This is a genomic window from Pandoraea pulmonicola (assembly GCF_000815105.2).
GTDB classification, from domain to species: domain Bacteria; phylum Pseudomonadota; class Gammaproteobacteria; order Burkholderiales; family Burkholderiaceae; genus Pandoraea; species Pandoraea pulmonicola.
Window position 1 is genome coordinate 2,666,463 of record NZ_CP010310.2, and the last position, 23,364, is coordinate 2,689,826.

Annotated in this window: 17 protein-coding genes and 1 pseudogene; 9 read left to right on the forward strand and 9 right to left on the reverse strand. The window is 64.8% G+C overall.

From position 1 onward, the window contains the following. Positions 1-181 precede the first annotated feature (181 nt). On the reverse strand, positions 182-1,120 hold the full coding sequence (locus tag RO07_RS11800; protein WP_039410931.1) for a LysR substrate-binding domain-containing protein: 939 nt from the start codon (positions 1,118-1,120) through the stop codon (positions 182-184). A 223-nt stretch (positions 1,121-1,343) separates the two neighbouring features. Here RO07_RS11800 and RO07_RS11805 point away from each other — a divergent pair, with 223 nt between their 5' ends. The 6 genes from RO07_RS11805 to RO07_RS11830 all read left to right on the forward strand — a co-directional run bounded on the left by RO07_RS11805 (position 1,344) and on the right by RO07_RS11830 (position 9,780). Then, positions 1,344-2,894, forward strand: coding sequence for an ABC transporter ATP-binding protein (locus RO07_RS11805; protein ID WP_237171424.1), 1,551 nt, complete (start codon positions 1,344-1,346; stop codon positions 2,892-2,894). 137 nt (positions 2,895-3,031) lie between these two features. Then, on the forward strand, positions 3,032-4,138 hold the full coding sequence (locus tag RO07_RS11810) for an ABC transporter permease (protein WP_039410933.1): 1,107 nt from the start codon (positions 3,032-3,034) through the stop codon (positions 4,136-4,138). A gap of 73 nt (positions 4,139-4,211) precedes the next feature. Further along, positions 4,212-5,078 (forward strand): ABC transporter permease, encoded by an 867-nt coding sequence (locus tag RO07_RS11815; RefSeq protein ID WP_237171459.1) that lies wholly within the window; start codon positions 4,212-4,214, stop codon positions 5,076-5,078. 79 nt (positions 5,079-5,157) lie between these two features. Further along, entirely contained in the window at positions 5,158-6,309 is a 1,152-nt protein-coding gene (locus tag RO07_RS11820) for a BMP family ABC transporter substrate-binding protein (RefSeq protein WP_039410934.1), read from the forward strand. Between the two features lie 226 nt (positions 6,310-6,535). Then, positions 6,536-8,131 carry an ABC-F family ATPase gene (locus RO07_RS11825; RefSeq protein WP_039410936.1) on the forward strand — a complete coding sequence of 532 codons (1,596 nt, stop codon included), beginning with the start codon at positions 6,536-6,538 and terminating at the stop codon, positions 8,129-8,131. Between the two features lie 215 nt (positions 8,132-8,346). Continuing rightward, positions 8,347-9,780, forward strand: a complete 1,434-nt coding sequence (locus tag RO07_RS11830) for an aldehyde dehydrogenase family protein (protein ID WP_039410938.1) — start codon at positions 8,347-8,349, stop codon at positions 9,778-9,780. Here RO07_RS11830 and RO07_RS11835 read toward each other — a convergent pair. Next, positions 9,761-9,976: a DUF1289 domain-containing protein gene (locus RO07_RS11835; protein WP_039410939.1), complete on the reverse strand. Its 216-nt coding sequence runs from the start codon at positions 9,974-9,976 to the stop codon at positions 9,761-9,763. The two genes, RO07_RS11830 and RO07_RS11835, sit on opposite strands and share 20 nt — an antisense overlap. A 158-nt stretch (positions 9,977-10,134) precedes the next feature. Between RO07_RS11835 and RO07_RS11840 the strand changes: the two genes are divergently transcribed. Next, on the forward strand, positions 10,135-10,557 hold the full coding sequence (locus tag RO07_RS11840; RefSeq protein ID WP_039410940.1) for an EamA family transporter: 423 nt from the start codon (positions 10,135-10,137) through the stop codon (positions 10,555-10,557). Between the two features lie 31 nt (positions 10,558-10,588). On the opposite strand, the gene RO07_RS11845 is transcribed toward RO07_RS11840, so the two are convergent. The 5 genes and pseudogenes from RO07_RS11845 to RO07_RS11865 form a co-directional block, all read right to left on the reverse strand. Then, positions 10,589-11,851, reverse strand: coding sequence for a phospholipase A (locus tag RO07_RS11845; protein WP_039410941.1), 1,263 nt, complete (start codon positions 11,849-11,851; stop codon positions 10,589-10,591). Between the two features lie 50 nt (positions 11,852-11,901). Continuing rightward, complete coding sequence (locus RO07_RS11850) at positions 11,902-13,575, reverse strand: sensor domain-containing diguanylate cyclase (RefSeq protein WP_039410942.1); 1,674 nt, start codon at positions 13,573-13,575, stop codon at positions 11,902-11,904. Positions 13,576-13,599: 24 nt separating this feature from the next. Then, a complete protein-coding gene (locus RO07_RS11855) occupies positions 13,600-14,934 on the reverse strand; it encodes a putative bifunctional diguanylate cyclase/phosphodiesterase (RefSeq protein ID WP_052267214.1) in 1,335 nt (444 codons plus the stop codon). Positions 14,935-15,249: 315 nt separating this feature from the next. Beyond that, positions 15,250-16,572 (reverse strand): annotated as a pseudogene (locus tag RO07_RS11860) (NAD(P)/FAD-dependent oxidoreductase); the annotation flags it as partial. Positions 16,573-16,860: 288 nt separating this feature from the next. Further along, positions 16,861-17,355 (reverse strand): Cd(II)/Pb(II)-responsive transcriptional regulator, encoded by a 495-nt coding sequence (locus RO07_RS11865; protein WP_039410944.1) that lies wholly within the window; start codon positions 17,353-17,355, stop codon positions 16,861-16,863. Positions 17,356-17,762: 407 nt separating this feature from the next. Between RO07_RS11865 and RO07_RS11870 the strand changes: the two genes are divergently transcribed. After that, positions 17,763-19,877 (forward strand): heavy metal translocating P-type ATPase, encoded by a 2,115-nt coding sequence (locus tag RO07_RS11870; protein ID WP_039410945.1) that lies wholly within the window; start codon positions 17,763-17,765, stop codon positions 19,875-19,877. An 88-nt stretch (positions 19,878-19,965) separates the two neighbouring features. Here RO07_RS11870 and RO07_RS11875 read toward each other — a convergent pair whose 3' ends face one another. Together RO07_RS11875 and RO07_RS11880 are read right to left on the reverse strand one after the other, a co-directional pair. Further along, positions 19,966-21,006 (reverse strand): CHAD domain-containing protein, encoded by a 1,041-nt coding sequence (locus RO07_RS11875; RefSeq protein WP_039410946.1) that lies wholly within the window; start codon positions 21,004-21,006, stop codon positions 19,966-19,968. Positions 21,007-21,366: 360 nt separating this feature from the next. Continuing rightward, a complete protein-coding gene (locus RO07_RS11880) occupies positions 21,367-21,645 on the reverse strand; it encodes an HU family DNA-binding protein (protein ID WP_039410947.1) in 279 nt (92 codons plus the stop codon). Between the two features lie 619 nt (positions 21,646-22,264). Between RO07_RS11880 and RO07_RS11885 the strand changes: the two genes are divergently transcribed. Next, a complete protein-coding gene (locus tag RO07_RS11885) occupies positions 22,265-23,092 on the forward strand; it encodes a phosphodiesterase (protein WP_039410948.1) in 828 nt (275 codons plus the stop codon). Positions 23,093-23,364: the final 272 nt, after the last annotated feature.

The following is a 23,364-nucleotide window of genomic DNA, read 5'->3' on the forward strand; positions in this document are numbered from 1 at the left end:
GCATATTCATGGTGTGCGGCCGAGCGTGGCAATGGGCAAGCGGGAAGTCGGGGGCGGAGTTCCTGTGCATAGGGAACGCCGCCATGCGGTTCGGCGGAGCGGTGGGGGCCGCTCTGCCGGTAAAACCGGAGCGCGGCCAGTTGCCGAACGACGGCACTGGCGGCGGGCGAGACCTGGGAGATCAGGGCTGCGTACGGGCTTCGAGCAACGTGCGCGTGGCGTCGGAGATGACACTGCGCAGCCAGCGCACTTCGTCCGAGTAGTGCGTACGTTCGTGCCAGAGCTGGTAGTACTGCATCGGCGGAAAGTCGATGGGCGTCTCGAGCACGGTGAGCGGCAGGAATTCGGCGTAGTGATCGGCGAACAGACGCGTCGTCGTGAAGATCAGATCGGACTTGAGCAGCACGTACGGCGCGAGGTTGAAGTAAGGAATCGTGACGACCACGTTGCGCTTCAGACGCTCGCGCGCGAGATGCATGTCGATGGCACCGCGTTGCGCGACCGAGTACGGCGTGGGGGCGAGATGCGGGCTGGCGAGGTACTGATCGAGCGTGAGGCCGCGCTTGGCGTACGGGTGCGTGTTGCGCACCAGACAGACGATCTGGTCGACGAACAGGTTCGAGAGGTGAAGCTGCTCGGGCGGCTCGGGCCAGTTGCCGATGACGATGTCGACCTTGCCGTCTTCGAGCGCATGCTCGTAATCGAACGCCGGGCCGAGCGAATGCAGTTCCAGCTGTGCGTTCGGGGCCTGCTGCCGGAAGCGTTCGACGACCGTTGGCACGAAGAGGGTATTCAGATAGTCGGGCGAGCCGATCCGGAACGTGCGCACCGTGGTGGCGGGATCGAAATTCGATTGCTGGACCGTGATGCGCTCGATTTCGCGCAAGGCGTTCTGCGTCGGCTCCAGCAGCGATTGACCGTACTCGGTGGGCACCATGCCCGACTTGCCGCGCACGAGCAGCGGGTCGCCGGTGATGTCCCGCAGACGCCGCAAGGCCGCACTGATCGCCGGTTGCGACTGATTCAGCTTGACGGCCGCGCGCGTGACGCTGCGCTCGATCAGCAAGGTATGCAGGACCCGCAGCAAATAGGTATCGATCGGTTCGCGGTTTTGGCTCATGAGAAATATAACGATCCGAATATGTCGGACCCTATGGTGCATAAGTAAATCATTATGAAGCACAAGGGGTGCCGACTCCATAGCGGAAAGTCCCTATCACCAAATCCGAGGCTTGTCGCGGGCAACGAGTCCGGGAACGCCGTGTTTATTGACACATGCTCGACATTTGGCTGCGAATTGGGTATTTTCGTCCCGCCCAAGCCCAGGACTAAGAATTTTCCCAGTGACATCTCATCCCGAACCGACCCCACGCCTGGCGCTCTCCGGCATCACCAAGCGTTATCCGAGTGTGGTCGCCAACGACGACATCGCGTTGCGCGTCCTGCCTGGCGAGATCCACGCCGTGCTGGGCGAGAATGGCGCGGGCAAGAGCACCCTGATGAAGATCATCTACGGCGCGGTGCGTCCCGACGCCGGTGAAATTCGCTGGGAAGGCGAGCCGGTGCGCATCGACAGCCCGGCGGCGGCGCGCAGGCTCGGCATCGGCATGGTGTTCCAGCATTTCTCGCTGTTCGAGACGCTGACCGTCGCCGAGAATATTTCGCTCGCGCTCGACGGCGCGGGGCGCGACCTCAAGGCGCTGGCCGCCCGCATCCGCGAGGTGTCCGCGCAGTACGGGCTCGAGGTCGATCCGGTGCGTCACGTGCACAGCCTGTCGGTCGGCGAGCGTCAGCGCGTGGAGATCGTGCGCTGCCTGCTGCAGAATCCGCGCCTGCTGATCATGGACGAGCCCACTTCGGTGCTCACGCCGCAGGCGGTCCAGAAGCTGTTCGGGACACTGCGTCGCCTTGCCGCCGAAGGATGCAGCATTGTCTACATCAGCCACAAGCTCGACGAAATTCGCGAGCTGTGCGATCGCGCGACCGTGTTGCGCGCCGGCCGTGTGTCGGGCCATGCGGTGCCGCGTGAAGAAACGGCCGAAACGCTGGCCCAGTTGATGATCGGGCGAGCGTTGCCGCGGATCGAGCGTCGCGCGCATCGGCCGGGCGAGGTGCTGCTCTCGCTGCGCCAGCTCACGATGGCGAGCGACGATCCCTTCGGCACCTCGCTGCACGGCGTGAACCTCGACGTGCACGCGGGGGAGATCGTCGGCATTGCCGGGGTGTCCGGCAACGGACAGGCGGAGTTGCTGGCCGCGCTCTCGGGCGAGGCCCGCGCGCCGCATGCCGAGGCGATCACCCTGAACGACCGCGCCGTTGGCCGCATGGGCGCCGCGACGCGCCGCCGTCTCGGGCTGTCGTTCGTGCCCGAGGAGCGTCTCGGACGCGGCGCCGTGCCCAGCATGTCGCTGACCGACAATGCGCTGCTCGGCGCCACCGGCACGGCACACCTCGGGTTGCTGCGCGGCGGCTGGATCCGTCGCGGTGCGTTACGACGCTTTGCGTTGCAGTGCATCGAGCGTTTCACCGTGAAGGCGGGTGGCCCGGACGCCGCGGCGCAGAGCCTGTCCGGCGGCAATTTGCAGAAGTTCATCGTCGGGCGCGAAATCCTGCAGGAGCCGCGCGTACTCGTGGTGGCCCAGCCGACCTGGGGAGTGGACGTCGGCGCGGCGAGCTTTATCCGTCAACAACTGCTCGATCTGTCGGCGCGCGGCGTCGCTGTGCTGGTGCTGTCCGAGGAGCTCGACGAACTCTTCGAAATCTGCGACCGGATCACGGTGCTCGCGCAGGGGCGGCTCTCGCCCGTGCGCAAGCCCGAGCAGACCGACGCGCGCGAGATCGGCCTGTGGATGGCGGGGATGTTCCCCGGCGGGCCGGGCGAGCGCGCGCCGTGATGTGCGTGGAGTGGGTGGAGTGGGTAGTGCCGCGCGGCTAGCAATTTTTGCCGGCAGCAAGGGCGTAGGCGATGCGAGGTCCGCGCCACCGCCGGCGCCGGAGTGTTTTCATCGGTCTTCATCGATTGCCAGACAACATGTTCGATTTCACGCTTGAGCCTAGGCCAAGTCCCTCGCACACCATGCGGCTGGTCATGCCGTTGATGGCCACGCTCATCACGCTGGCTGGCGGTGTGCTCATCTTCGGCTTCCTCGGCAAGAATCCGGCGCAGGCCATGGCCGCTTTCTTCCTGGCGCCGATCAGCAGCCTGAACGGCTGGTCCGAGCTGTTGCTTAAGGCCTCGCCACTGTGCCTGATTGCGCTGGGGCTCGCCATCGGCTACCGGGCGAACGTCTGGAACATCGGCGCGGAAGGGCAACTGCTGCTCGGCGGCATCTTTGCCTCGGGCGTCGCGATCCATTTCGACGGTCATGGCGGCCCGTGGCTGTTGCCGCTGATGATGGCGGCGGGTGCGCTCGGCGGCATGCTGTGGGCCGCGATTCCGGCGCTGCTGCGCGTGCGGTTCAACGCCAACGAGATCCTCGTGAGCCTGATGCTCACCTACGTGGCCACGCAACTGCTGATCTATCTCGTGAGCGGGCCGTGGCAGGACCCGCACGGCATGAATTTTCCGCAGTCGATCAACTTCGGCCGCGAGGCGCTGTTCCCGCGCTTCTTCGGCGATTGGCACTGGGCGCCGTGGCGCGGTACGCGTCTGAACGCGTCGGTGCTGATGGCGCTGGTGGCCGTGCCCGCCGCCTGGTTCTTCATGCGCAAGAGCTTCGCCGGCTATCGCATGGAAGTGGGTGGTCTCGCGCCGCTCGCCGCGCGCTATGCCGGCTATTCCGAGCCTCGCGCCGTGTGGCTCGCATTGCTCATCGGCGGTGCGGCGGCGGGGTTGGCGGGCACCGGCGAAGTCGCCGGCCCGGTCGGTCAGTTGCAGGCGACGTGGGCGCCGGGCTACGGCTTTACCGCCATTATCGTGGCGTTCGTGGGGCGGCTGCATCCGGTCGGCATCGTGCTCGCGAGCCTGCTCATGGCACTGCTGTATCTCGGCGGCGAAGCGGTGCAGACGTCGCTGCAACTGCCCAAGGCCATCAGCGGCGTCTTCCAGGGGCTGTTGCTGTTCAGCCTGCTCGGCTGCGACGTCTTCGTGAATTACCGTCTGCGTCGTCGCGTCCGTGCGCACGCGCGGCAAGCCTGAGGAGTGCGTCGTGGACTGGATCAATCTGCTCACGCCGCTGGCCGCAAGTGCCGTGATCGCGGCCATCCCGCTGATGCTCGCCGCGCTCGGTGAACTCGTGACCGAAAAGTCGGGCGTCCTCAATCTCGGTGTGGAAGGCACGATGCTCATGGGTGCGATCGGCGCCTTCGCCGTCACCGTGCAGACCGGCAGCCTCTGGCTCGGCGTGCTCGCCGGGATCGCCGCCGGAGTGGCGATGTCGGCCGTCTTCGCCTGGCTCACGCTCTCGCTCATGGCCAACCAGGTCGCCACGGGCCTTGCGTTGACCCTCTTCGGCGTCGGGCTGTCGGCGTACGTCGGCCGTCCCTACACCGACGCGACCATCCCGGTGCTGCGCGACATGCCGATCCCGGGCCTGTCGTCGATTCCCGTGCTCGGCCCGTCGGTCTTTTCCCTGAACCCGCTCGGGTATCTCGCCGTGCTGCTGCTCGTGGCGATTGCATGGTTCCTGTATCGCACGCGCTCAGGGCTGGTGCTGCGTTCGATCGGCGAGGCGCCGTCGGTGGCGCACGCCATCGGCTATCCAGTCGTGCGCATTCGCTACCTCGCCACGCTTTTTGGCGGCGCTATGTCGGGGCTCGCGGGCGCCTACTACTCGGTCGGCTACCTGCGGTTGTGGCAGGAGAACCTGACCGCGGGCCGCGGCTGGATCGCGCTCGCACTGGTGGTGTTCGCGACGTGGCGGCCGGGGCGGACGGTGCTCGGCGCACTGCTGTTCGGCGTGGTGATGGCGCTGCAATTCCAGGCACAGGCGATGGGCATTCGCATCCCGTCGCAAGCGTTGGCGAGCCTGCCGTATCTCGCGACGATCGTGGTGCTGGTGATCATCTCGCGCAACCGTCAGACGATCCGGCTGAATGCGCCGGCATCGCTCGGCAAGCCGTTTTTTGCAGGGTCCTGAGCGCGCGTATCGTTGTCGTACCGCGCTTTGGGGCACCCAACGAATCAACCTGAAACAATCGATGACGAGGAGAAAATCGATGCGACGTAAAGTCCTGATCACGATGGCGAGCCTGGCGGCCGCGATGCTGATGTCCGCCTGCGGCAAGCAGGAGAGCAACACGGCCGGCGCTCCAGGCGCGGCGTCCGACGCGCAAGCCGCTTCGGCCGCGCCGGCGGGCAAGGGCCCGATGGGCGTGGCGTTCGTCTACATCGGCAACCCGGGCGACGCAGGCTGGACTTACGCGCATGAGCAGGGTGCGAAGGCCGTCGAGGCGAAGTACGGCGACAAAGTCACCGTGACGCGCGTGGAGAACGTGCCCGAAGGCGCCGACTCGGAGCGCGTGTTCCGCGACCTGGCGAGCAAGGGCAACAAGCTGGTCTTCGGTACGTCGTTCGGCTACATGGACTCGATGGTCAAGACGGCGGCGGATTTCCCCGATGTGACGTTCGAGCACGCCACGGGCTTCAAGACGGCTCCGAACCTCGGCACGTACGACGTCCGCACGTATGAGGGCGCGCATCTGGCCGGCGTCGTGGGCGGTCATGTCACGAAGACGAACGTGATCGGCTACGTGGCCTCGGTGCCGATTCCCGAGGTCATCCGCAACATCGACGCGTTCACCATCGCCGCACGGGAAGTGAATCCGAAGGTCAAGGTGAAGGTCGTCTGGATCAATAGCTGGTTCGATCCGGGCAAGGAGCGCCAGGCGGCGGAATCGCTGGTCGGTCAGGGCGCGGACGTGCTGATGCAGAACGTCGACTCGGCCGTGGTGATGCAAGTGGCCGAGGAGAAGAAGATTCACGCGTTCGGCTGGAATTCGGACATGAGCAAGTTCGGCCCGAACGCCCATCTGGCGTCGGCGGCCATCGACTGGAGCCAGTACTACGTCCGCACGGTCGACGAAGTGATGCGGGGCGCATGGAAGAACACGCCGGTCTGGGGCGGCATCAAGGAGGACGAGATCAACCTCGTCGCCATCAACGACAAGGCCGTGCCGGAAGCGGCGCGCAAGGCCGTGACCGCTCGCCATGACGCCATCCGCGATGGCAAGTACGACCCGTTCACCGGCCCGCTCAAGGGGCAGGACGGCAAGGAAGTCGTGCCGGCCGGCAAGACGCTCAACGACGACGAGAAGCACCAGATCAACTGGTTCGTCGAGGGTGTCGAAGGTTCGCTGCCCAAGCAATAAGGCCGCCAGGTCCGGGGCGGGGCGTGCGGACACGTCCGCCCGACGGGCCAGCAGGAAGGAACCGCCGGCGTCCCCGGCGGTTTTTTATTGCGCCGGTGATTCGTGGATTCGCGCCTTTCTTTGCGGCGCGGGGCGTCAACGGGGCATGCGACACGCATCGGTGCTAAAATGTCGGGTTTCGTGGCGCAATTTCGCGCCGCCGCACCTCATCTCCCGGATACTGCCTGTGCTGTCTACCGCCAATATCACGATGCAATTCGGCGCCAAGCCGCTTTTCGAGAACATCTCCGTCAAGTTCGGCGGGGGCAACCGCTATGGCCTGATCGGCGCCAACGGTTGTGGCAAGTCGACGTTCATGAAAATCCTCGGCGGCGATCTGGAACCGAGCTCGGGCAACGTCATGCTCGAGCCGAACGTGCGACTGGGCAAGCTCAAGCAGGACCAGTTCGCGTACGAAGACATGCGCGTGCTCGACGTCGTGATGATGGGGCACACCGAAATGTGGGCCGCGATGAGCGAGCGCGACGCAATCTACGCCAATCCGGAAGCGACCGACGACGACTACATGCACGCCGCCGAACTCGAAGCGAAGTTCGCCGAGTACGACGGCTACACGGCCGAAGCGCGGGCGGGCGAGCTGCTGCTGGGCGTGGGGATTCCGACGGAACAGCATCAGGGCCCGATGAGCAACGTCGCACCGGGCTGGAAGCTGCGCGTGCTGCTTGCCCAGGCGCTGTTCTCGAATCCGGACGTGCTGCTGCTCGACGAACCGACCAATAACCTGGACATCAATACGATCCGCTGGCTGGAAGACGTGCTCAACGAGCGCAACTCCACCATGATCATCATTTCGCACGATCGCCACTTCCTGAACGCCGTGTGCACGCACATGGCCGACATGGACTACGGCACGCTCACGATCTACCCGGGCAACTACGACGACTACATGCTGGCGTCGGCACAGGCTCGCGAGCGTCAGATGGCGGCGAACACGAAGGCGAAGGAGCGCATCTCCGACCTGCAGGACTTCGTGCGTCGTTTCTCGGCGAACAAGTCGAAGGCCCGTCAGGCGACGAGCCGCCTCAAGCAGATCGACAAGATCAAGGTGGAGGACGTCAAGCCGTCGTCGCGTCAGAACCCGTTCATCCGTTTCGAATTCGAGAAGAAGCTGCATAACCTTGCGTTCGAGTTCGAGGGCGTTGCGAAGTCGTTCGACCGCCAGATCTTCAAGAACTACTCCGGCGCGGTGCGCGCCGGCGAGCGCGTGGCGATCATCGGTGAGAACGGCGCGGGCAAGACCACGCTGCTGCGCTGCCTGATGGCCGATCTGCCGGTCGATGCCGGTCATGTGAAGTGGGCCGAGAACGCCAATATCGGCTATATGCCGCAGGACACGTCGGAGGCGTTCCCGGAAGACGTGACGCTCACCGACTGGATGACGCAGTGGGGCAAGGAAGGCGACGACGATCAGGTGATCCGCGGTTCGCTGGGGCGTCTGCTGTTCGGTGGCGACGACGTGCGCAAGTCGGTGCGCGTGCTCTCCGGTGGGGAGAAAGGGCGCATGATCTGGGGCAAGTTGATGCTCGGCCGCCACAACGTGCTGATGATGGACGAGCCGACCAACCACATGGATATGGAATCGATCGAATCGCTGCAGATCGCGCTCGACAAGTATCCGGGTACGCTGGTCTTCGTGTCGCATGACCGCGAGTTCGTGTCGGGTCTGGCCACGCGCATCATCGAAGTGAAGAGCGACGGCACGCTGGTCGACTACCAGGGAACATACGACGAGTATCTCGCGAGCCAGGGCGTGGAAGTCTGACGCCGCACGGCAATCGCAGGAGACGTTTCGAGGCGGGGCGCTTGCATGGCAGGCGCCCTGTTTGCGTTTACGTTCAGGAATCATGTCCGGGAATTGCGTCTCGGAATATCGGCAGGTGCGCGTCGGAGAGGACTGATTTCATGCTCGAACACCAAAGCCGACGAGCAAGCGGACTACAATGACCGTTCGTGTCCAACGGCAGCAGGAGACATTGCATGATCACGTACGACAAGTTCTATATCGACGGCAAGTGGGTCAGCCCGGTGGGGAAAGGCGAGCTCGAGGTGTTCCACTCGGCTGATGCAACGCTCATGGGGCGGATTCCCGAAGGAGCCGTGGAGGACGCCGAGGCGGCCATCGCGGCAGCGCGCAAGGCGCGCGATGGCTGGGCGGCAACGGCGCCCGCCGAACGCGCCGGTTATCTGCGCAGGATTGCCGCGGGACTGAAAGCGCGTACCGACGAACTGGCGCAGGCGATGACCGGTGAGACGGGCATGCCGATCAAGCTCGTGCGCGCCATCCAGGTCGGCGGCCCAGTCTATCACTGGAACAAGTACGCCGAACTGGCCGAGTCGTTCGAGTTCGAGGCGCGCGTGGGCAATTCGCTCGTCGTGCGCGAGCCGGTGGGTGTCGTCGGCGCGATCACGCCGTGGAACTACCCGCTCAATCAGATCACGTTGAAGGTCGCTCCCGCACTGGCTGCCGGATGTACGGTGGTGCTCAAGCCATCCGAAGTGGCGCCGTTCAATGCGTTCATCCTCGCCGAAGTGATCGCCGAGGCCGGGTTGCCGGCGGGCGTCTTCAATCTGGTGACGGGACTGGGGCCGGTCGTGGGCGAAGTCCTCGCGCGACACCCGGACGTCGATATGGTGTCGTTCACCGGTTCGACGCGCGCGGGCAAGCGTGTCTCCGAAGTGGCGTCGCAGACCGTCAAGCGCGTGGCGCTCGAACTGGGCGGCAAGTCGGCGTCCGTGGTGCTCGATGACGCCGATCTGGCGGCCGCCGTCAAAGGCACGCTCAACGCGTGCTATCTGAACTCCGGACAAACCTGCTCGGCGCACACGCGCATGCTCGTGCCGGCGTCGCGCTACGAGGAAGTCAAGGCGTTGGCGAAGGAGGCCGTCGCGCGTTTCACGTTGGGCGATCCACGCGAGGAGACGACGCGTCTGGGGCCGTTGGCGTCGGCTGCCCAGCGCGAGCGTGTGCGGAACTACATCCGCAAGGGACTGGCCGAAGGCGCCGAACTGATCGCAGGCGGCGACGCCGTGCCCGAGGGCTTCGAGACGGGATTCTTCGTGCAGCCGACGGTGCTCGGACGTGTGACGCCGGATGCGACGGTGGCGCAGGAAGAGATCTTCGGCCCCGTGCTCTCGATCATTACCTATCAGGACGAAGCCGACGCCGTGCGCATCGCCAACGACTCCATCTATGGTCTGGGCGGCGGCGTGTGGTCGGGCGACGAGGCACGGGCTGTGCGCGTCGCGCGTCAGATCCGCACGGGGCAGGTGGACATCAACGGTGGTGAGTTCAACGTGCAGGCCCCGTTTGGTGGTTTCAAGCAGTCAGGGCACGGACGGGAAAACGGCGTCTATGGGTTCGAGGAGTTTCTCGAATACAAGTCGCTGCAGTTCAGGGTTGCGAAGTCGTAGTGCCGGTTTCGCAAAAGCGCATCGCCTTGCCTTCCCGGGTGATGCGCGCCCACACGGCCGCCTTCTCCTCTTCGGAGAAGAATACCCAGTTCGAGACTTCGTAGGCGGTACGGCCGCAACCCTTGCACACCTCGTCGAAGAGGGTCGAGCAAACACCAATGCAGGGGCTGTCGGGGCGGTCGTGCAATTCGGACATAGGGGCGGGCGGCTGGGTGAGGCAGTGAAGCAGAAGGTGCCATTATCGCACCGATGGCGGTACTGGCCCCGATTCCCCTACGGCCTGCGGCCGGGTATGGATTTCCGGCCGCGTTTCTGATGTCTGCCGGCAGATCGCTGCCGACGTGAAGGAGTTCTATGCTGCGTAGCTGGCAACTGTTCGCGCTGGGTTCGGCATTCTTCGCCGCGCTGACAGCGATTTTCGGCAAGCTCGGGGTGGCGCACGTCAATTCGAACATGGCCACGCTGATTCGCACTGTGATCATTTTCGCTGTAACGCTGGGCATCGTCGCCATGCGAGGCGAATGGCAGCGGCCCACGAGCCTTAGTGCGAATACCTGGCTGTTCCTGGTGCTCTCGGGCGTGGCGACCGGCCTGTCGTGGCTGTGCTACTTCAGGGCGCTGCAACTTGGCCCAGTGTCGGGCGTGGCGCCGCTCGACAAGCTCAGTGTGGCGATGGCCATCCTGATTGGTTGGACCGTGCTCGGCGAACCGCTCACGCTCAAAACGGCCATCGGCGGGGCGCTGATCGTTGGCGGGGCGTTGGTGCTGGTGTTGTGAACTGGCGAGGTGCGCCGCCGCGCCCTCCGGATCACCAGCGGAACACACTATATCCGATGCGCACCTGCGAGGGCGAGTGACGGTTGTAGTCGAGCATGTCTTCGCCGTAACCGGTGAAGTAGCCGAGCCAGATGTAGCCGCCGGTGCCCGGAATCAGCTTGCCGAGCGGATAGGTCACCTGCACGTCCACGCTGCCGTAGTTGCGTTTCATGCCTTTGCGGAACGTGGCGCCGATCTGCCAGCCGTTGGGCTTGCCCCAGAGCACGAGCAGGTCCATGTAGCCACGGTAGTTCTGGATATCGCTGTTGTCCTTCTTCTCCAGATACGTGTACAGCTTCGGAGCGACCGTCCAGTGATAGTCGGACGGATTGCCGAAGGTGAGGATGGGTTTTACGAAAACGGTGTTGATGCTGCGCGAGTCGTCGCCCGCCTTGCCATTGGATTCGTGCTCGATACCGGCGGCGACGCCGAGCGACGTGAACCAATTGGCTCGCATACCCGTGTCGGGAATGTAGTAAAACAGGCTCGGCCGATAGTTGGAATCGCGGAACGGCGCCGATTCCGCTTCCAGATCCCAGACCGACAACTGCGTGTAGCCGAAGTAAAGATTGTCGAGAAATGCCTTGGAGGATGGATTATCCGGCTTCAGGATGTGGAACTTGAAGCTGAGCTGGAAACGCGCGTTGGCGTTGCCGTTCTTGCCGAATCCGATGTACATCGGCTCATTGGACGAGATGCGCGCGAACTCGGTGTCGCTCGTCGGGGCAATCGTGTCGGGCGGCACGCCGGCGGTTGCGGACGATGCCGCGTTGCCGCTCGCCGCTGACGTCTGCGGGGCGGGCGCGGCGGCCACCATCGGCTCGGGCGGCGCAGTGCGATCGAGCACGATGGTCGTGGTCGAGGCGTCCCAGTCCAGCGGTTCGATATGCACGGTGCCGCGCAACTCGGGCGGGAGTGAGGCGGAATAGGCGACGCGCCGGAATTGCCCGTCCGAGAGCGTGACCTGTGCCGGCGCGACGGCCGCGCGCTTGAGATGCAGCAGCGTTGGCTTGAAGTCGTCGTTGGAGACGCGAACGACGATCTCGTCGGGTAGCGCAATCGTCTTTTGTCCCGGTGACTCCTGTGTCGCGAGCAGGGTCAGTTGCAGCGGAGCGCCACCGCTCAACGAGCGGGGTGGCTGCAGGAGGGACAGGTCGGCGTGTGCGGCGTGACTAAGCGCCAGACAGAGGGCTGCGGCGGCCTGGAGGGCGCGTAATGGCGATGGGGCGAATGTCGCGAGATTCGTCTTGGGCATCAGTCCGGTCTGGGTTGACGACCCCGGGCCGGTGGTGAGCCCGAAGTCTGTTAAGACCCGCCCCGGGGTAGCGCCCGGAGGTCGGATTCGCAGGCGCAGCGATTGCGTCCGCGAGATTTGGCCAGATACAACGCAGCGTCGGCGCGTTGCAGCCACGCGTTATCGTCGTCGCCTGCGTGCCACTCGGCAACGCCGGCACTGACGGTGAACTGAAGTGTTCGCGCGTCGACGGCGATGTGGGTGTTCTGAACCGCCTCGCGCAGTCGCTCGGCGGCTTCGATGGCGCGTGCTTCGTTGGCGCCACTTAAGATGATAGCGAATTCCTCGCCACCCAAACGTCCACAAATATCATCTTCACGTAACGATTCGTGACAAATCCGCACGAATGTGGCAAGCACCGTGTCGCCAAGCGCATGGCCCCAGGTGTCGTTGATCCGCTTGAAGTGATCGAGGTCGATCAGGATGATGCTCGTTGGCACCTTGGCCGCGCCGGCCTGCACGACCTCCGCGCGCAATCGCTTCAGGAAGTGAGCGCGCGACAAGGCGCCGGTGAGGGCGTCATATTTGACTTCGTGCTCGAGCGCGGCGTTCTTCGCCAGCGTGTCGGACAACTGGAGTTTTTCCCGTCGCAGGTAGCGAACGAGCATGAACAGCGCGCCCGCGGAACTCAGTAGGACTGCGAACACCAGCACGGCGTAGCGGCGGCGCTCGACGACCAGGCTGCCCAGTGTGGGCACCTCGGTCATGGTGTAGATGATCAGTTCGCTGTCCAGCGCCGTGTCGACCTCGAGCAGATACGGCTGGTCGTCAGGCCTGACGCGTACCAGGCGTGCATCGCGAACGCCGTCTTCCGTGTCGCTGTCCGCCCTGAACCCGAGGGTGCTCGGCGACAGGTCGTAGTTCTCGATCGGAACAACGCTGAAGTCCTCCTGCTGATAGAGGCGACGCCGCTCGTCGGGGGCAAGCTTGAACACGCGTGCGCCGGGTACGGCGAGACCGGTGAAGGTCGGGTCATTCGCCAGCACGATGACGCCGTTCTTGTCCGTGATGAACGACGAGCCCGAGTCGACCCAGTGCGAAAGCCGGCGCAGCCCGAGCTTGATCACCGTTACACCGACAAGGCGGCCCTCCCGATAGACGGGGGCGGTGAAGTAGATGCCTGGCAGTCGCGTCTTGCGCCCGATGATGTATTGCTGCCCACTGCCCCCGAGCACGGCAATGCGGAAATACTCCCGATCGCCATAGTTCTCGCCGACGAGCGGGTTGGGGGTGTCGGCATCGCTCGAGGCGATCGTCGTCCCGTCCGGTGTGGCGAGCCAGACGAGATCGGCGCCGAAGTAAAGTTGCGTCGCGCGCAGCAGCTCGTTGACGGGCTTGAGCGTTGGATTGGCCAGCAAGGCCGCATGGGCCTTCGCGTGCGGCAGGGCGGTGAGCGGGTGTGCTTCGATTTCCTCGGCCGCTGCCTGGATCTGCTCGATCTGCGCGAGGACCTGGGGAATGCCGCGAATGAGGATGAGATCCTGATTGACCGTGTGGACGGTGCCATGCGCCAGGCGGCTCGCCACGCTGCGCTCTTCGTAAAGCAGGCGCGCGGAGCGGTTTGCCACGAGCTGATCGGCAGCGAAGCGCGCCAGCCCCCATGCGACGAGTACGCAAAGGAGAACGACCAGTCCGGTAGCGAGAACGGGAACCGCGCGACGGCGATTGAACAGAACGTTGGTCAATGGCAGAAGCGGTTGCAGACGCGTTTACAGGCGCCCGTGCCAGTCACGAATGAACGTCTCGATATGTCCAGGCGGCAAGGGGCGGGTGCAATGATATCCCTGCCACGCATGACAGCCGAGCGAAGCGAGGGCATCGCGCTGGGCGCTCGTCTCGACGCCCTCGGCGACGGTCTCGATCTCCAGTTTGCGTGCAATGGCAATGATAGCGCGAATCAATTCGGTATCGTAGCCACCGAGCAGCACGCCGGCGACGAACTGATAGTCGATCTTGACGGTGCCGAACGGCCAGCGCTTGAGACGCACGAAACTCGAGTAACCGGTGCCGAAGTCATCGAGCGACAGACGCACGCCCATCGCCACGAGCTCGTTCATCAGCGTGGCGGCCTCGTCGAGATGCGAGATCAGCGACGACTCGGTGATCTCGATCTCGAGCTTGTCCGGTGGGACGCGATGATGGCGCAGGGCGTAGCGCACCGTCTCCAGCGTTTGCACGCGCATTTGCTGGGCCGACAGGTTGACGGCCACGCGTGGGTATTCCTCACCGTCTCTATGCCATTGATCGAGCTGACGGCAAGCTTCCTGCAGCGTCCAGTCGCCGATCGGACCGATCACGTCGCAACGCTCCGCCGCCGGGATGAACTCGCCCGGCATGATCAGCTCGTCGTCCCGCTGCCAGCGGATGAGCGCCTCCAGGCCGGTGAGCCGATGCGTACGCATGTCGATCTGCGGCTGGTAATGCAGGCGGAATTCCGAGTCGGACAGCGCGCGGCCGATGGCGCTGCGCCAATAGTGTTCGTTGCCGGCTTCATCGGGCGGATGAATGCCTTCGGTCGGCGCCGACGGCGCCTCGGTGACCAGGAAGCGCGACGCGCTTTCGCGGATGGCCTGGTCGGCGACGTCCGAGGTGTGCTCGAGCAGCGTCGCGGGCCAGACGGGCACCTGCGGCAGATGCGTTACGCCGGCCGAGAGAATCGGGTAAAGCAGTCCATTGCCGCAGGGTACCGGCGACTCGCCCGCGCGAATGAAGCGGCGGGTGACTTGCACAGCGGCTTCGCGGCTGCCGAGGTCGCGCAGCAGGATGGCGATCTGCTGATCCGAGACGCGCCCGACGAGATCGCGGCGGCGGATGCGCGAGCCGATGCGAAATGCGATGGTCGCGAGCAGATCCGCGTCGGAGATGGCGGCCTGGCTTGTCGCCGTGCGTTGACCGCGCCCGACATGCAGCACGACGAGCGCGCTATGGCTGCCCGGCGGACTCGGTGTGCGCAGTTCCAGACTCAGGGCGCGCAACAGCCGCTGGCGATCCAGCAGCAGATCGGCGAGGACGACTTGCCGGCGCAGCGCGTTTGTATCGTTCATCTCGGCAGGCAGGCAAACGTCGCCCGAACGGTGGAACGGTTGTCAGTGCCGCGTGGAATACCGGAAGGCTGGGCAAGCCCGCGCGTCGAACAGGTCGTGCCGCCAGAAAACCCTTGAATCATGTTCTGCATAAGACGCGTAAATGTGTCGGCCGGCGAACGACAGGTGGGCAGCGCTCGTCTCCCGGTACGCTGTGCCTCCCGATCGCCGGCAGACCGCGCGCAAGGCGTGGCCCGACAAGAAGCTCGTGCCCGGTCGCGAAACCGGGTCCTGTGACCTTTAACGGCACCCGTCTATGAAAATTGAGTTGGGGTTTCACCTATGGCTGGGACGGCTCGGTTGCGCCAGCCACTCGCGCCCGCGCAACATGAAATCCCAGTAAACCTTTGGCAGCACATACTTCTTGAGCACCCAGGCGAAGCGGTTTGCGCGGGTGCCGTCGATCGGGAACGTGGGCAGCAGTTTGCCGCCATAGCCGAATTCCGCGAGCACGATCTTGCCATGCTCGACCGTCAGCGGACAGGCGCCATAGCCGTCGTATTGCAGCGGCAGCGGACGACCGTCCATGGCCGCAAGCAGGTTCTCGGCAACGACCACGGCCTGCTTGCGCGCCGCCGCAGCCGTCTTGGCGTTGGGCGCCGAGATGGCGTCGCCCAGCCCGAACACGTCGGCGAAGCGTGTATGGCGCAGCGTTGCCGGGTCGACCTCGCACCAGCCGGCGGCGTCGGCGAGGGGGCTCGCACGCAGCACGTCAGGCGCGCTTTGCGGTGGCACCACATGCAGGAAATCGAATGGCTTGTCGACAAACTGCGATTGACCGTCGGCGTCGAAGATCTCGAAGCGGGCCACGCGGCGCTCGCCATCCACCGCGCGCAGGTGCGAGAGATGATTGAGCGAGATGTTGTAACGCTTCACATACTCCATCAACGCCGGGATGTAATCCTTCACGCCGAAGAGCGCGGGCGCCACGAGATGGAACTCGATTTTCGTCTTGTCGAGCACGCCGTTCTGGCGCCAGGTATCCGCCGACAGATACATCGCCTTCTGCGGGGCGCCGGCGCACTTGATCGGCATGGGCGGCTGGGTGAAGAGCGCGTTGCCGCCCTTGAACTGCTGCACCAGCGACCAGGTATAGGGCGCGAGATCGAAGCGATAGTTGGACGTGACGCCATTGCGACCGAGCGTATCGGTCAGGCCATCGATGGCTTCCCAGTTCAGTTGCAGGCCCGGCGCAACGATCAGGTAGCGATAAGCCAGGCGGCGGCCATCCGAGAGCAGGACTTGTTGGTGTTCCGGCGCGAAAGCCGTGACAGCCGCCTGCACCCAGTTCACGCCTTCCGGGATGACACTTGACATGGGACGCGCTGTTCGCGCCGCGTCGAACTCGCCGGCGCCGACGAGCGTCCACGCCGGTTGGTAGTAGTGGGTATCGGCCGGGTCGATGATCGTGATCGAGAGCGACGGACGACGGCGTCGCAGACTGGCGGCCACGGAAATGCCTGCCGCGCCCGCGCCCATGATGACGATGTCGGCACTGCTTTGCGTCGCAGGCGTCGGCGTTGCGGATACGTCGCTGGACATAAAGTCTCCGGCAAATAAAACGAGAATTGGGACGGATTGCGATCTATCGGTGCACATCCTGAGCGTTGCACGATGGCAGTTCGCAAATGCGAACGCGCACGGCGCGACGCGTGCGGGACATTGTATAGAAACTAAGCCGGTTTGCCCTTGTTTTCGCGGGAAAAGACGCGATTCATCACATTTGCCGCGACGTTGAGTGCGGCGTTGCAACGAAAGATGGCGAACGAGCTGCGTTTTTCACACGGGCTCGTTGGCGTGTCGCGGCGCGCCGTTTCAGGTACGCGCCATGCGAAGAAAAATATACCTACGCACAACTACGCACGAAGTGATTCGGTGTGGTGAGGATCAGGCGTGCCGATGCCCGTCGTCGGGGGCATGCGTGTGGTTGTGATCGCACGCCACTTCGATCGGATCGGTGTCGTTGTGGCACGCGCACGCTTCGCCATTGGCGCCTTGCATGAGCGCACGCAGAATGCCGCAGTCGCTGGTGTCGTGACGACTCTGGCATTGCGCCTGAAGGTGCAGCAATTGCTGTTCGAGCGCCTGCAGCTCATGAATGCGGGCATGCACGCGTGCGAGGTGGGCCTCGATCAGTTGATTGGCGTCTTCGCACGTCACGCTCGTGTCGTGAGCGAGCTCGCTGAGGCGCTTGGCGTCGGCCAGCGGCATGTCGAGCGAGCGGCAGTGGCGAATGAATCGCAAGGCTTCCAGATGGTCTTCGCCGTAAGCACGGTAACCCGAATCGGTGCGCGGCGGGGCTGCCAACAGGCCGGCGCGCTCGTAGTAGCGGATCGTCTCGACGTCGGTGCCCGCCGCCTGGGCCAGTTCTCCGATTTTCATGCTTGACTCCGTAGTCACTACAGGGTTTTGAATGGAGGGTAACACGAATCGGTAAACCAGGAGTGAGCATGTCCAATCCCTCGACGCCGGCCCGCGTGGCGGACTCGATGACAGCGGATCCCTCGACCCATCGTCACGGGGAGGCCCGTGATCCCGCCCATCACCACGATGCCGCGTGCGCACGCGACCACGTGCATGATCACAATCATGGTCACGACCACGACCACGACCACGACCACGACCACGCGCACGAGCACGGTCGCGCCCATGCGCGAGTCGCATCGCCTGCCGTAAGGCACGCACATTCGCATGGCGCCGACGCTTGCTGCGCGGGCGCGGCGAGTGTCGCGCCCATCGAGCCGATCCCGGACACCGGCGCGCCGCAGGCGCGATTTCGGATCGATCAGATGGATTGTCCGACCGAAGAACGCCTGATTCGCGATCAGCTCGAGCGTCAGCCGGGCATCGACGCCCTCTATTTCAATCTTCTCAAACGCGAACTGACGGTCGTTTTCGACGCGCGCACGTCTGCACAGGACACCGCCCGCCATAGCGATTCCGTGGCCGGAACGCTGCGCAAGCTCGGCATGACGCCGGTGCCGCTCGGCGGCGATGCCGAGGGCTCGGCGCCTCCGCCGCCCGAGGCGCGCAAGCACGATACGTGGCGTCTTGCCGCGGGTGGCGTGCTCGCCGCTGCCAGCGAAATCCTGGTCTGGTCCGGCGTGCCGGAGCACAGCCCGTGGATCGGCGCCATCGTCGTTGCGGCCATCCTGTCGTGCGGCCTGCCGACATTGAAGAAAGGCTGGATCGCGCTGCGGCACTTCACCCTGAACATTCACTTCCTGATGTCGCTCGCCGTGATCGGCGCGATGTGCATCGGCCAGTGGCCGGAAGCGGCGATGGTCATCGTACTGTTCGCGTTGTCCGAGAAGCTCGAAGCCGCGTCCCTGACGCGAGCGCGCCGTGCCGTCGAAGCGCTGATGCGTCTCGCCCCTGATCAGGCGTCGGTCGAGCAGCCCGATGGCAGTTGGGCGGACGTTCCCGCCGCCACGCTGCCCGTGGGCACGCGAGTTCGCGCGCGTCCCGGCGAACGCATCGCGATCGACGGTGTGATCGAGCAGGGCAGTTCCGCACTCAATCAGGCCTCGATCACGGGTGAAAGCGTGCCGGTCGACAAGACGGTCGGCGACGACGTATACGCGGGCAGCATCAACGAGAGCGGCCTGATCGTGTATCGCACGAATGTTGCACCGGGCGATACGACACTCGCACGCATCGTGCGCATCGTCGAGACCGCGCAGCAGCAACGCTCGCCGACGCAGCGCTTCGTCGACAGGTTCTCGCGCATTTATACGCCGGTGGTGGTCCTGTGCGCGTTGCTCGTCGCGCTGGTGCCGCCGCTCGCGTTTGGTCTTGCGTGGGCGCCCTGGATCTACAAGGCGCTGGTGATGCTCGTCATCGCTTGCCCGTGCGCGCTGGTGATTTCCACGCCGGTGACGGTCGTCAGTGGTCTGACGGCGGCCGCGCGGGCTGGCATCCTGATCAAGGGTGGGGCGTTCCTGGAGAGCGGGCGCTTGATTCGCGCAGTGGCGCTGGACAAGACCGGCACGCTCACGCGCGGCGAACCACGCCTGACCGATGTGGTGCCGCTGGGCGAAACGGCGCGCGACGATGTGCTTGTGCTCGCCGCGGCACTCGATGCGCAAACGACACATCCCATTGCGCGTGCCGTTGTCGACGCGCACCGCGACGCCGGTTTGGGGGCGCTGCCGCAAGTCACCGACTTCGAGGCATTGCCGGGCATGGGCGTGAAAGGCCGGGTGGGTCAACGCCAGTACTACTTCGGCAATCATCGCTTGATCGAGTCGCTCGGCGTGTGCAATGCAAAGGTGGAAGCCGAGTTGACGCGTCTCGAGGCGCAGGCGCGCACCGCTATCGTGCTGACCAGCGAAACGCAGGCGCTCGCCGTCCTCGCGGTGGCCGACACGTTGCGCGAGGAAAGCCGCGAGGCCCTGGCGCGTTTGACGCAGATGGGCGTGCGCACGGTCATGCTCACGGGCGACAATCGCGCGACGGCGCAGGTGATCGGCGAGCAGGCCGGTGTGAGCGACGTACGCGCCGAGATGCTGCCCGAAGACAAGTGGCAGGCAGTGTCGGCCTTGCGGGAGGAATCGGGCCACGTCGGGATGGTCGGCGACGGCATCAACGACGCTCCCGCGCTCGCCGCCGCCGACGTCGGTTTCGCCATGGGCGTCACCGGCACGGACAGTGCGCTGGAGACGGCGGACGTCACGCTCATGGACGACGACCTGCGCAAGCTGCCGGCGTTCATCGATCTGTCGAAACGTTCGGCGGGCGTGCTCAAGCAGAACATCGTCGTCGCGCTGGGTATCAAGGCGGTGTTCTTCGCGCTGGCGGTGGGGGGGCTGGCGTCGCTGTGGATGGCCGTGTTCGCGGACGTCGGCGCGAGTCTGCTGGTCATTGCGAACGGTATGCGTCTGCTGCGAACGAAGGTGGCGTGATGTGGCAACGCGGGGCGGCCTGCGTCGCATCTGCCCCGTATTGGCTCCGTATCTGCTCCATATCCGGATTCCCGCCCCGTATCGGGCGTCAGACGTTGCGCAGGCTGCGCTCGAGTGTCTGCGCATCGGGCAAATGGCACAGCACATGTGCCGCCCGGCTCGTGGCATTGACGATGAGGGTATCGAGCCGGCCGCTCAGCACGGCGCGCTGCTCGGCGGAGAGCGGCAGATCTTCGCAGAAGCGCTGGGCGACGACGGCGTCGTTGAGCTGCCCGAGCAAGGCCTGTGCGGTGCGAAGCGTGTCCTGATAGGGGCGACTCATCGATTTGCGCAGCCACGGCACCAGGATCTCGGCGCTATATCGCGCATGCTTGATGCGCACGCGCAACGCGTGCAACTGCTCGGTGTCGAGCATCGCCAACTGCCGACAATCCGGAAATAACGCAATGTAGCGCTCCCGAACCACGTTATGCACGTGTTTGGCGAGCGCGCGAGGGCGCTTGCCCGGGGTGCGTGACGCGCGTCGCAGGGCCTTCGCCTTGCGCACCTCGGCGCGTCCGTTTTCCGCTATCCCGAACGCCTGCCGCAGCATGGCGTGCAACGCGATCCTGCGCTCGCTCGACAGCGCCCGTGAGGCCTGCGCACGCGCGTCGCCGCGCAGCTTCGCAACGTGCGCGTCGACGGCTGGCCAGTCGATGTCGGGATGCTCGATGCGCAAGGCGGGCAGGGTCGTGGTGGCCAACACGTCGGTGTCGCGCATGGGGCCCATCTCGACGCTCAGCCAATGGAGCTCATGGCTCAGCCGCCGGCGCCAGCGGGGTTTCAGCCACGGCGAGAAGACGTCGAGCAATGCGCGCAGGCGTCGCGTCGCGATACGGAGTTGATGAACGGTTTCCGGCTCGATGGTGCCGGAGGTGTCGGTGGCGGGGTCGGCGGCCGAATCGGGTTGCGGTGGCCATTCCACAATCGCCGACGCCGCGAGCATTACCAGCAGGCGCGAGGCGGGCATGCGCCGCGCATGTGCGGCATCGGGCAGTGCGACGGCTTCCGCAGCGGCCGTGCCAGCGTGCGAAACCTTGTGGGAAGCGGTGGTGGTCGCAGTCGTCGCGCGTGTCATGTCACGCAACATAGCATAGTTGCCGCGCGGAATCCGTCGAAGAAATTAAGATGCGGCGCCATGACGTCGGTCGCCAGTTCGTTGCCGGATCGGCAAGGCGAGCGATGCAGCGGGACAACACAATGCAGGCCGTGGAACGGGGATGCGAGGAAGGGGGATTGAAGCGGAGAAGGGCCTTCCGCGGACTTTCGTCGCGGGCGCCCGGTTTCCGAGGAGATCGGTGTGCAGGACACCCGCGAGGCACGCAGCGTCACATCAGTCGTGGACCTCGCGGGAGGATGACGTGACGCTTACCCATTGCCGCATGCCGCGGAACGACGATGCAGGCAAAAAGATAGGCCGGCACGGAGGCCGGCCTGCGCGCAACTGGTTTTACTTCTTGTTGACGGCGTCCTTGAACGCCTTGCCAGCCGTGAACTTCACGGTCTTGGCTGCGGGGATCTTGATCGCTTCGCCGGTCTTCGGGTTGCGGCCGGTACGCGCAGCACGCTTGCCCGAACCGAACGAGCCAAAGCCGATCAACTGAACCGCATCACCCTTGGCGACAGCCTTCTTGATGACCTCGAGCACAGCGTCGATGGTTTCGCCAGTGTTTGCTTTGGATGCGCCCGTAGCGCCGGCGACGGCGTCGATCAGTTCCTGTTTGTTCATGTGTGTTTCCCTTGAGAGGTGGTGAATACCGGCGACAACTCTAACACTTTCGTCATTTGGCGAGTGTCGGTGTTGTATCCGCGCCATAAGGCACGCGGCTCACGCCAGAAGTTCGCCTTCGCGAGACGCCACGCGAACGCGATCCGGAGATCCGTCCCGTCACGTATCGAGAGGGCGCCGGCACTGGCCGGGCAGCGGCATTATAGAGCCATCGGCGGGCTGTGGGCCAGTCCTGACAACGGTTTGCGGCGATTTTGTCGTGGTGTACCGCGTATTTTCTCGTTCTTGGTCGCAAAACCCCAGTATCTGCGGCCATCTCCGGTCATGCCTTCGCGCAATCCCTTGCTGGGCGGGCTTTGGGGGTTTCCCCTAGCCTCTCGGGGGCTTGCGCAGGCGGGCGACTTTTGATTGGCGTCAACCCGTACTGTGCCGGGGCCTCACCTCTTCATTCCCCTGTCATCTGGACCGGCTAGCGTGACGCCGCCCGACGTCCGTGATATCCGCCATGCCGCAGTGGTCCCCATAATCGTTTCCACACGTGTTCTAGACTCCAATCATCGCCTCGCACATGCCGCCGCTCTGCGGCATCGCGCCTCGAGCCCCTCAAGGAATTGCCTCCATGCTGCTTTGCCAGATTACCGATCTCCATGTCACTCGTCCGAATGCGCTGGCGTGCGGGCGTGTCGATACGGCACGTGCGCTGCGTCACGCCATCGCTGCCATTCACCGGCTGTCGCCGCGCCCGGACGCGGTCATCGCCACGGGTGATCTTGTCGATACGCCATATAGGTCGGAATACGAAGTACTTCGCGAATCCCTCGCCGACCTGTCCATTCCGCTCTATCTGGTCGTCGGCAACCACGACCATCGCGAGTGGTTGCGCGAGGCGTTCCCCGATCACGCCTATTTGCACACCGGCAGCGAGTTCGTGCAGTACCGGGTCGATCTGGGGCCGATGACGGTGCTTGTCGTCGACACGCAAAACCCGCCCAGCCCGGGCGGCCACCTGTGCGAGACCCGTCTCGCCTGGCTCGACGAACAGTTGCGCGCCTGTGCGGGCCGTCCGACCGTCGTGGCGATGCATCACCCGCCGTTCGACACGGGGATTCAATGGATGGACGGCATGGGCCTGTCCGCAGCCGGGCGCGAAGGTTTCGGCCGCGTGATGTCTCGTCATCGTCATGTCGAGCGGGTCATCTGTGGACATCTGCACCGCAGCATTCACGCAAGCGTGCAGGGCGCGCCCGGAATCATGGCGAGCACATGCGTCTCGACGGCGCATCAGATCGCGCTGGACCTCTCTGCCCACGCCGCGGAATGGATCATGCTCGAGCCGCCCGGTTTTGCGTTGCACCTGTGGCAGCCGGGCGCCGGCTTGCGCACGCACCTGGCCTATGTCGGTCCGTACGACGGGCCGTACACGTTCGAGGGTGAGTCGGTCTCCTGACGGATTCATGCGGGTTTTCGCGTTATGAAAATGGGGACGAAAGTAGGACCGGGCGTGTGTAAAGTGCAGTCCCATCAAACATAAGAGATCAGTTCGGATCAGCAGTCGCGGGCCGTCCCGAGGGCAATGTGACGTCCGTCGCCCACAGCGCGGGTGCACGGCACCGGGCGGGGCGCCGTCCGACGACGGGGAACCATGCATACCGCCATCGCGCAAGACCTGCGCGTGCGCCCTTGTCGCATTCGGGGCATTTCGATGGCGTGCGACGACGC

Excerpts from the sequence above, each read along its gene's own strand:
- RO07_RS11815 (WP_237171459.1), top strand. The coding sequence starts at position 4,212 with ATGCTCGCCGCGCTCGGTGAACTCGTGACCGAAAAGTCGGGCGTCCTC.
- RO07_RS11840 (WP_039410940.1), top strand. The coding sequence starts at position 10,135 with ATGCTGCGTAGCTGGCAACTGTTCGCGCTGGGTTCGGCATTCTTCGCC.
- RO07_RS11880 (WP_039410947.1), bottom strand. The coding sequence starts at position 21,645 with ATGAACAAACAGGAACTGATCGACGCCGTCGCCGGCGCTACGGGCGCA.
- RO07_RS11810 (WP_039410933.1), top strand. The coding sequence starts at position 3,032 with ATGTTCGATTTCACGCTTGAGCCTAGGCCAAGTCCCTCGCACACCATG.
- RO07_RS11885 (WP_039410948.1), top strand. The coding sequence starts at position 22,265 with ATGCTGCTTTGCCAGATTACCGATCTCCATGTCACTCGTCCGAATGCG.
- RO07_RS11855 (WP_052267214.1), bottom strand. The coding sequence starts at position 14,934 with ATGAACGATACAAACGCGCTGCGCCGGCAAGTCGTCCTCGCCGATCTG.
- RO07_RS11800 (WP_039410931.1), bottom strand. The coding sequence starts at position 1,120 with ATGAGCCAAAACCGCGAACCGATCGATACCTATTTGCTGCGGGTCCTG.
- RO07_RS11870 (WP_039410945.1), top strand. The coding sequence starts at position 17,763 with ATGGATTGTCCGACCGAAGAACGCCTGATTCGCGATCAGCTCGAGCGT.
- RO07_RS11875 (WP_039410946.1), bottom strand. The coding sequence starts at position 21,006 with ATGTTGCGTGACATGACACGCGCGACGACTGCGACCACCACCGCTTCC.
- RO07_RS11835 (WP_039410939.1), bottom strand. The coding sequence starts at position 9,976 with ATGTCCGAATTGCACGACCGCCCCGACAGCCCCTGCATTGGTGTTTGC.
- RO07_RS11830 (WP_039410938.1), top strand. The coding sequence starts at position 8,347 with ATGATCACGTACGACAAGTTCTATATCGACGGCAAGTGGGTCAGCCCG.
- RO07_RS11820 (WP_039410934.1), top strand. The coding sequence starts at position 5,158 with ATGCGACGTAAAGTCCTGATCACGATGGCGAGCCTGGCGGCCGCGATG.
- RO07_RS11865 (WP_039410944.1), bottom strand. The coding sequence starts at position 17,355 with ATGAAAATCGGAGAACTGGCCCAGGCGGCGGGCACCGACGTCGAGACG.
- RO07_RS11845 (WP_039410941.1), bottom strand. The coding sequence starts at position 11,851 with ATGCCCAAGACGAATCTCGCGACATTCGCCCCATCGCCATTACGCGCC.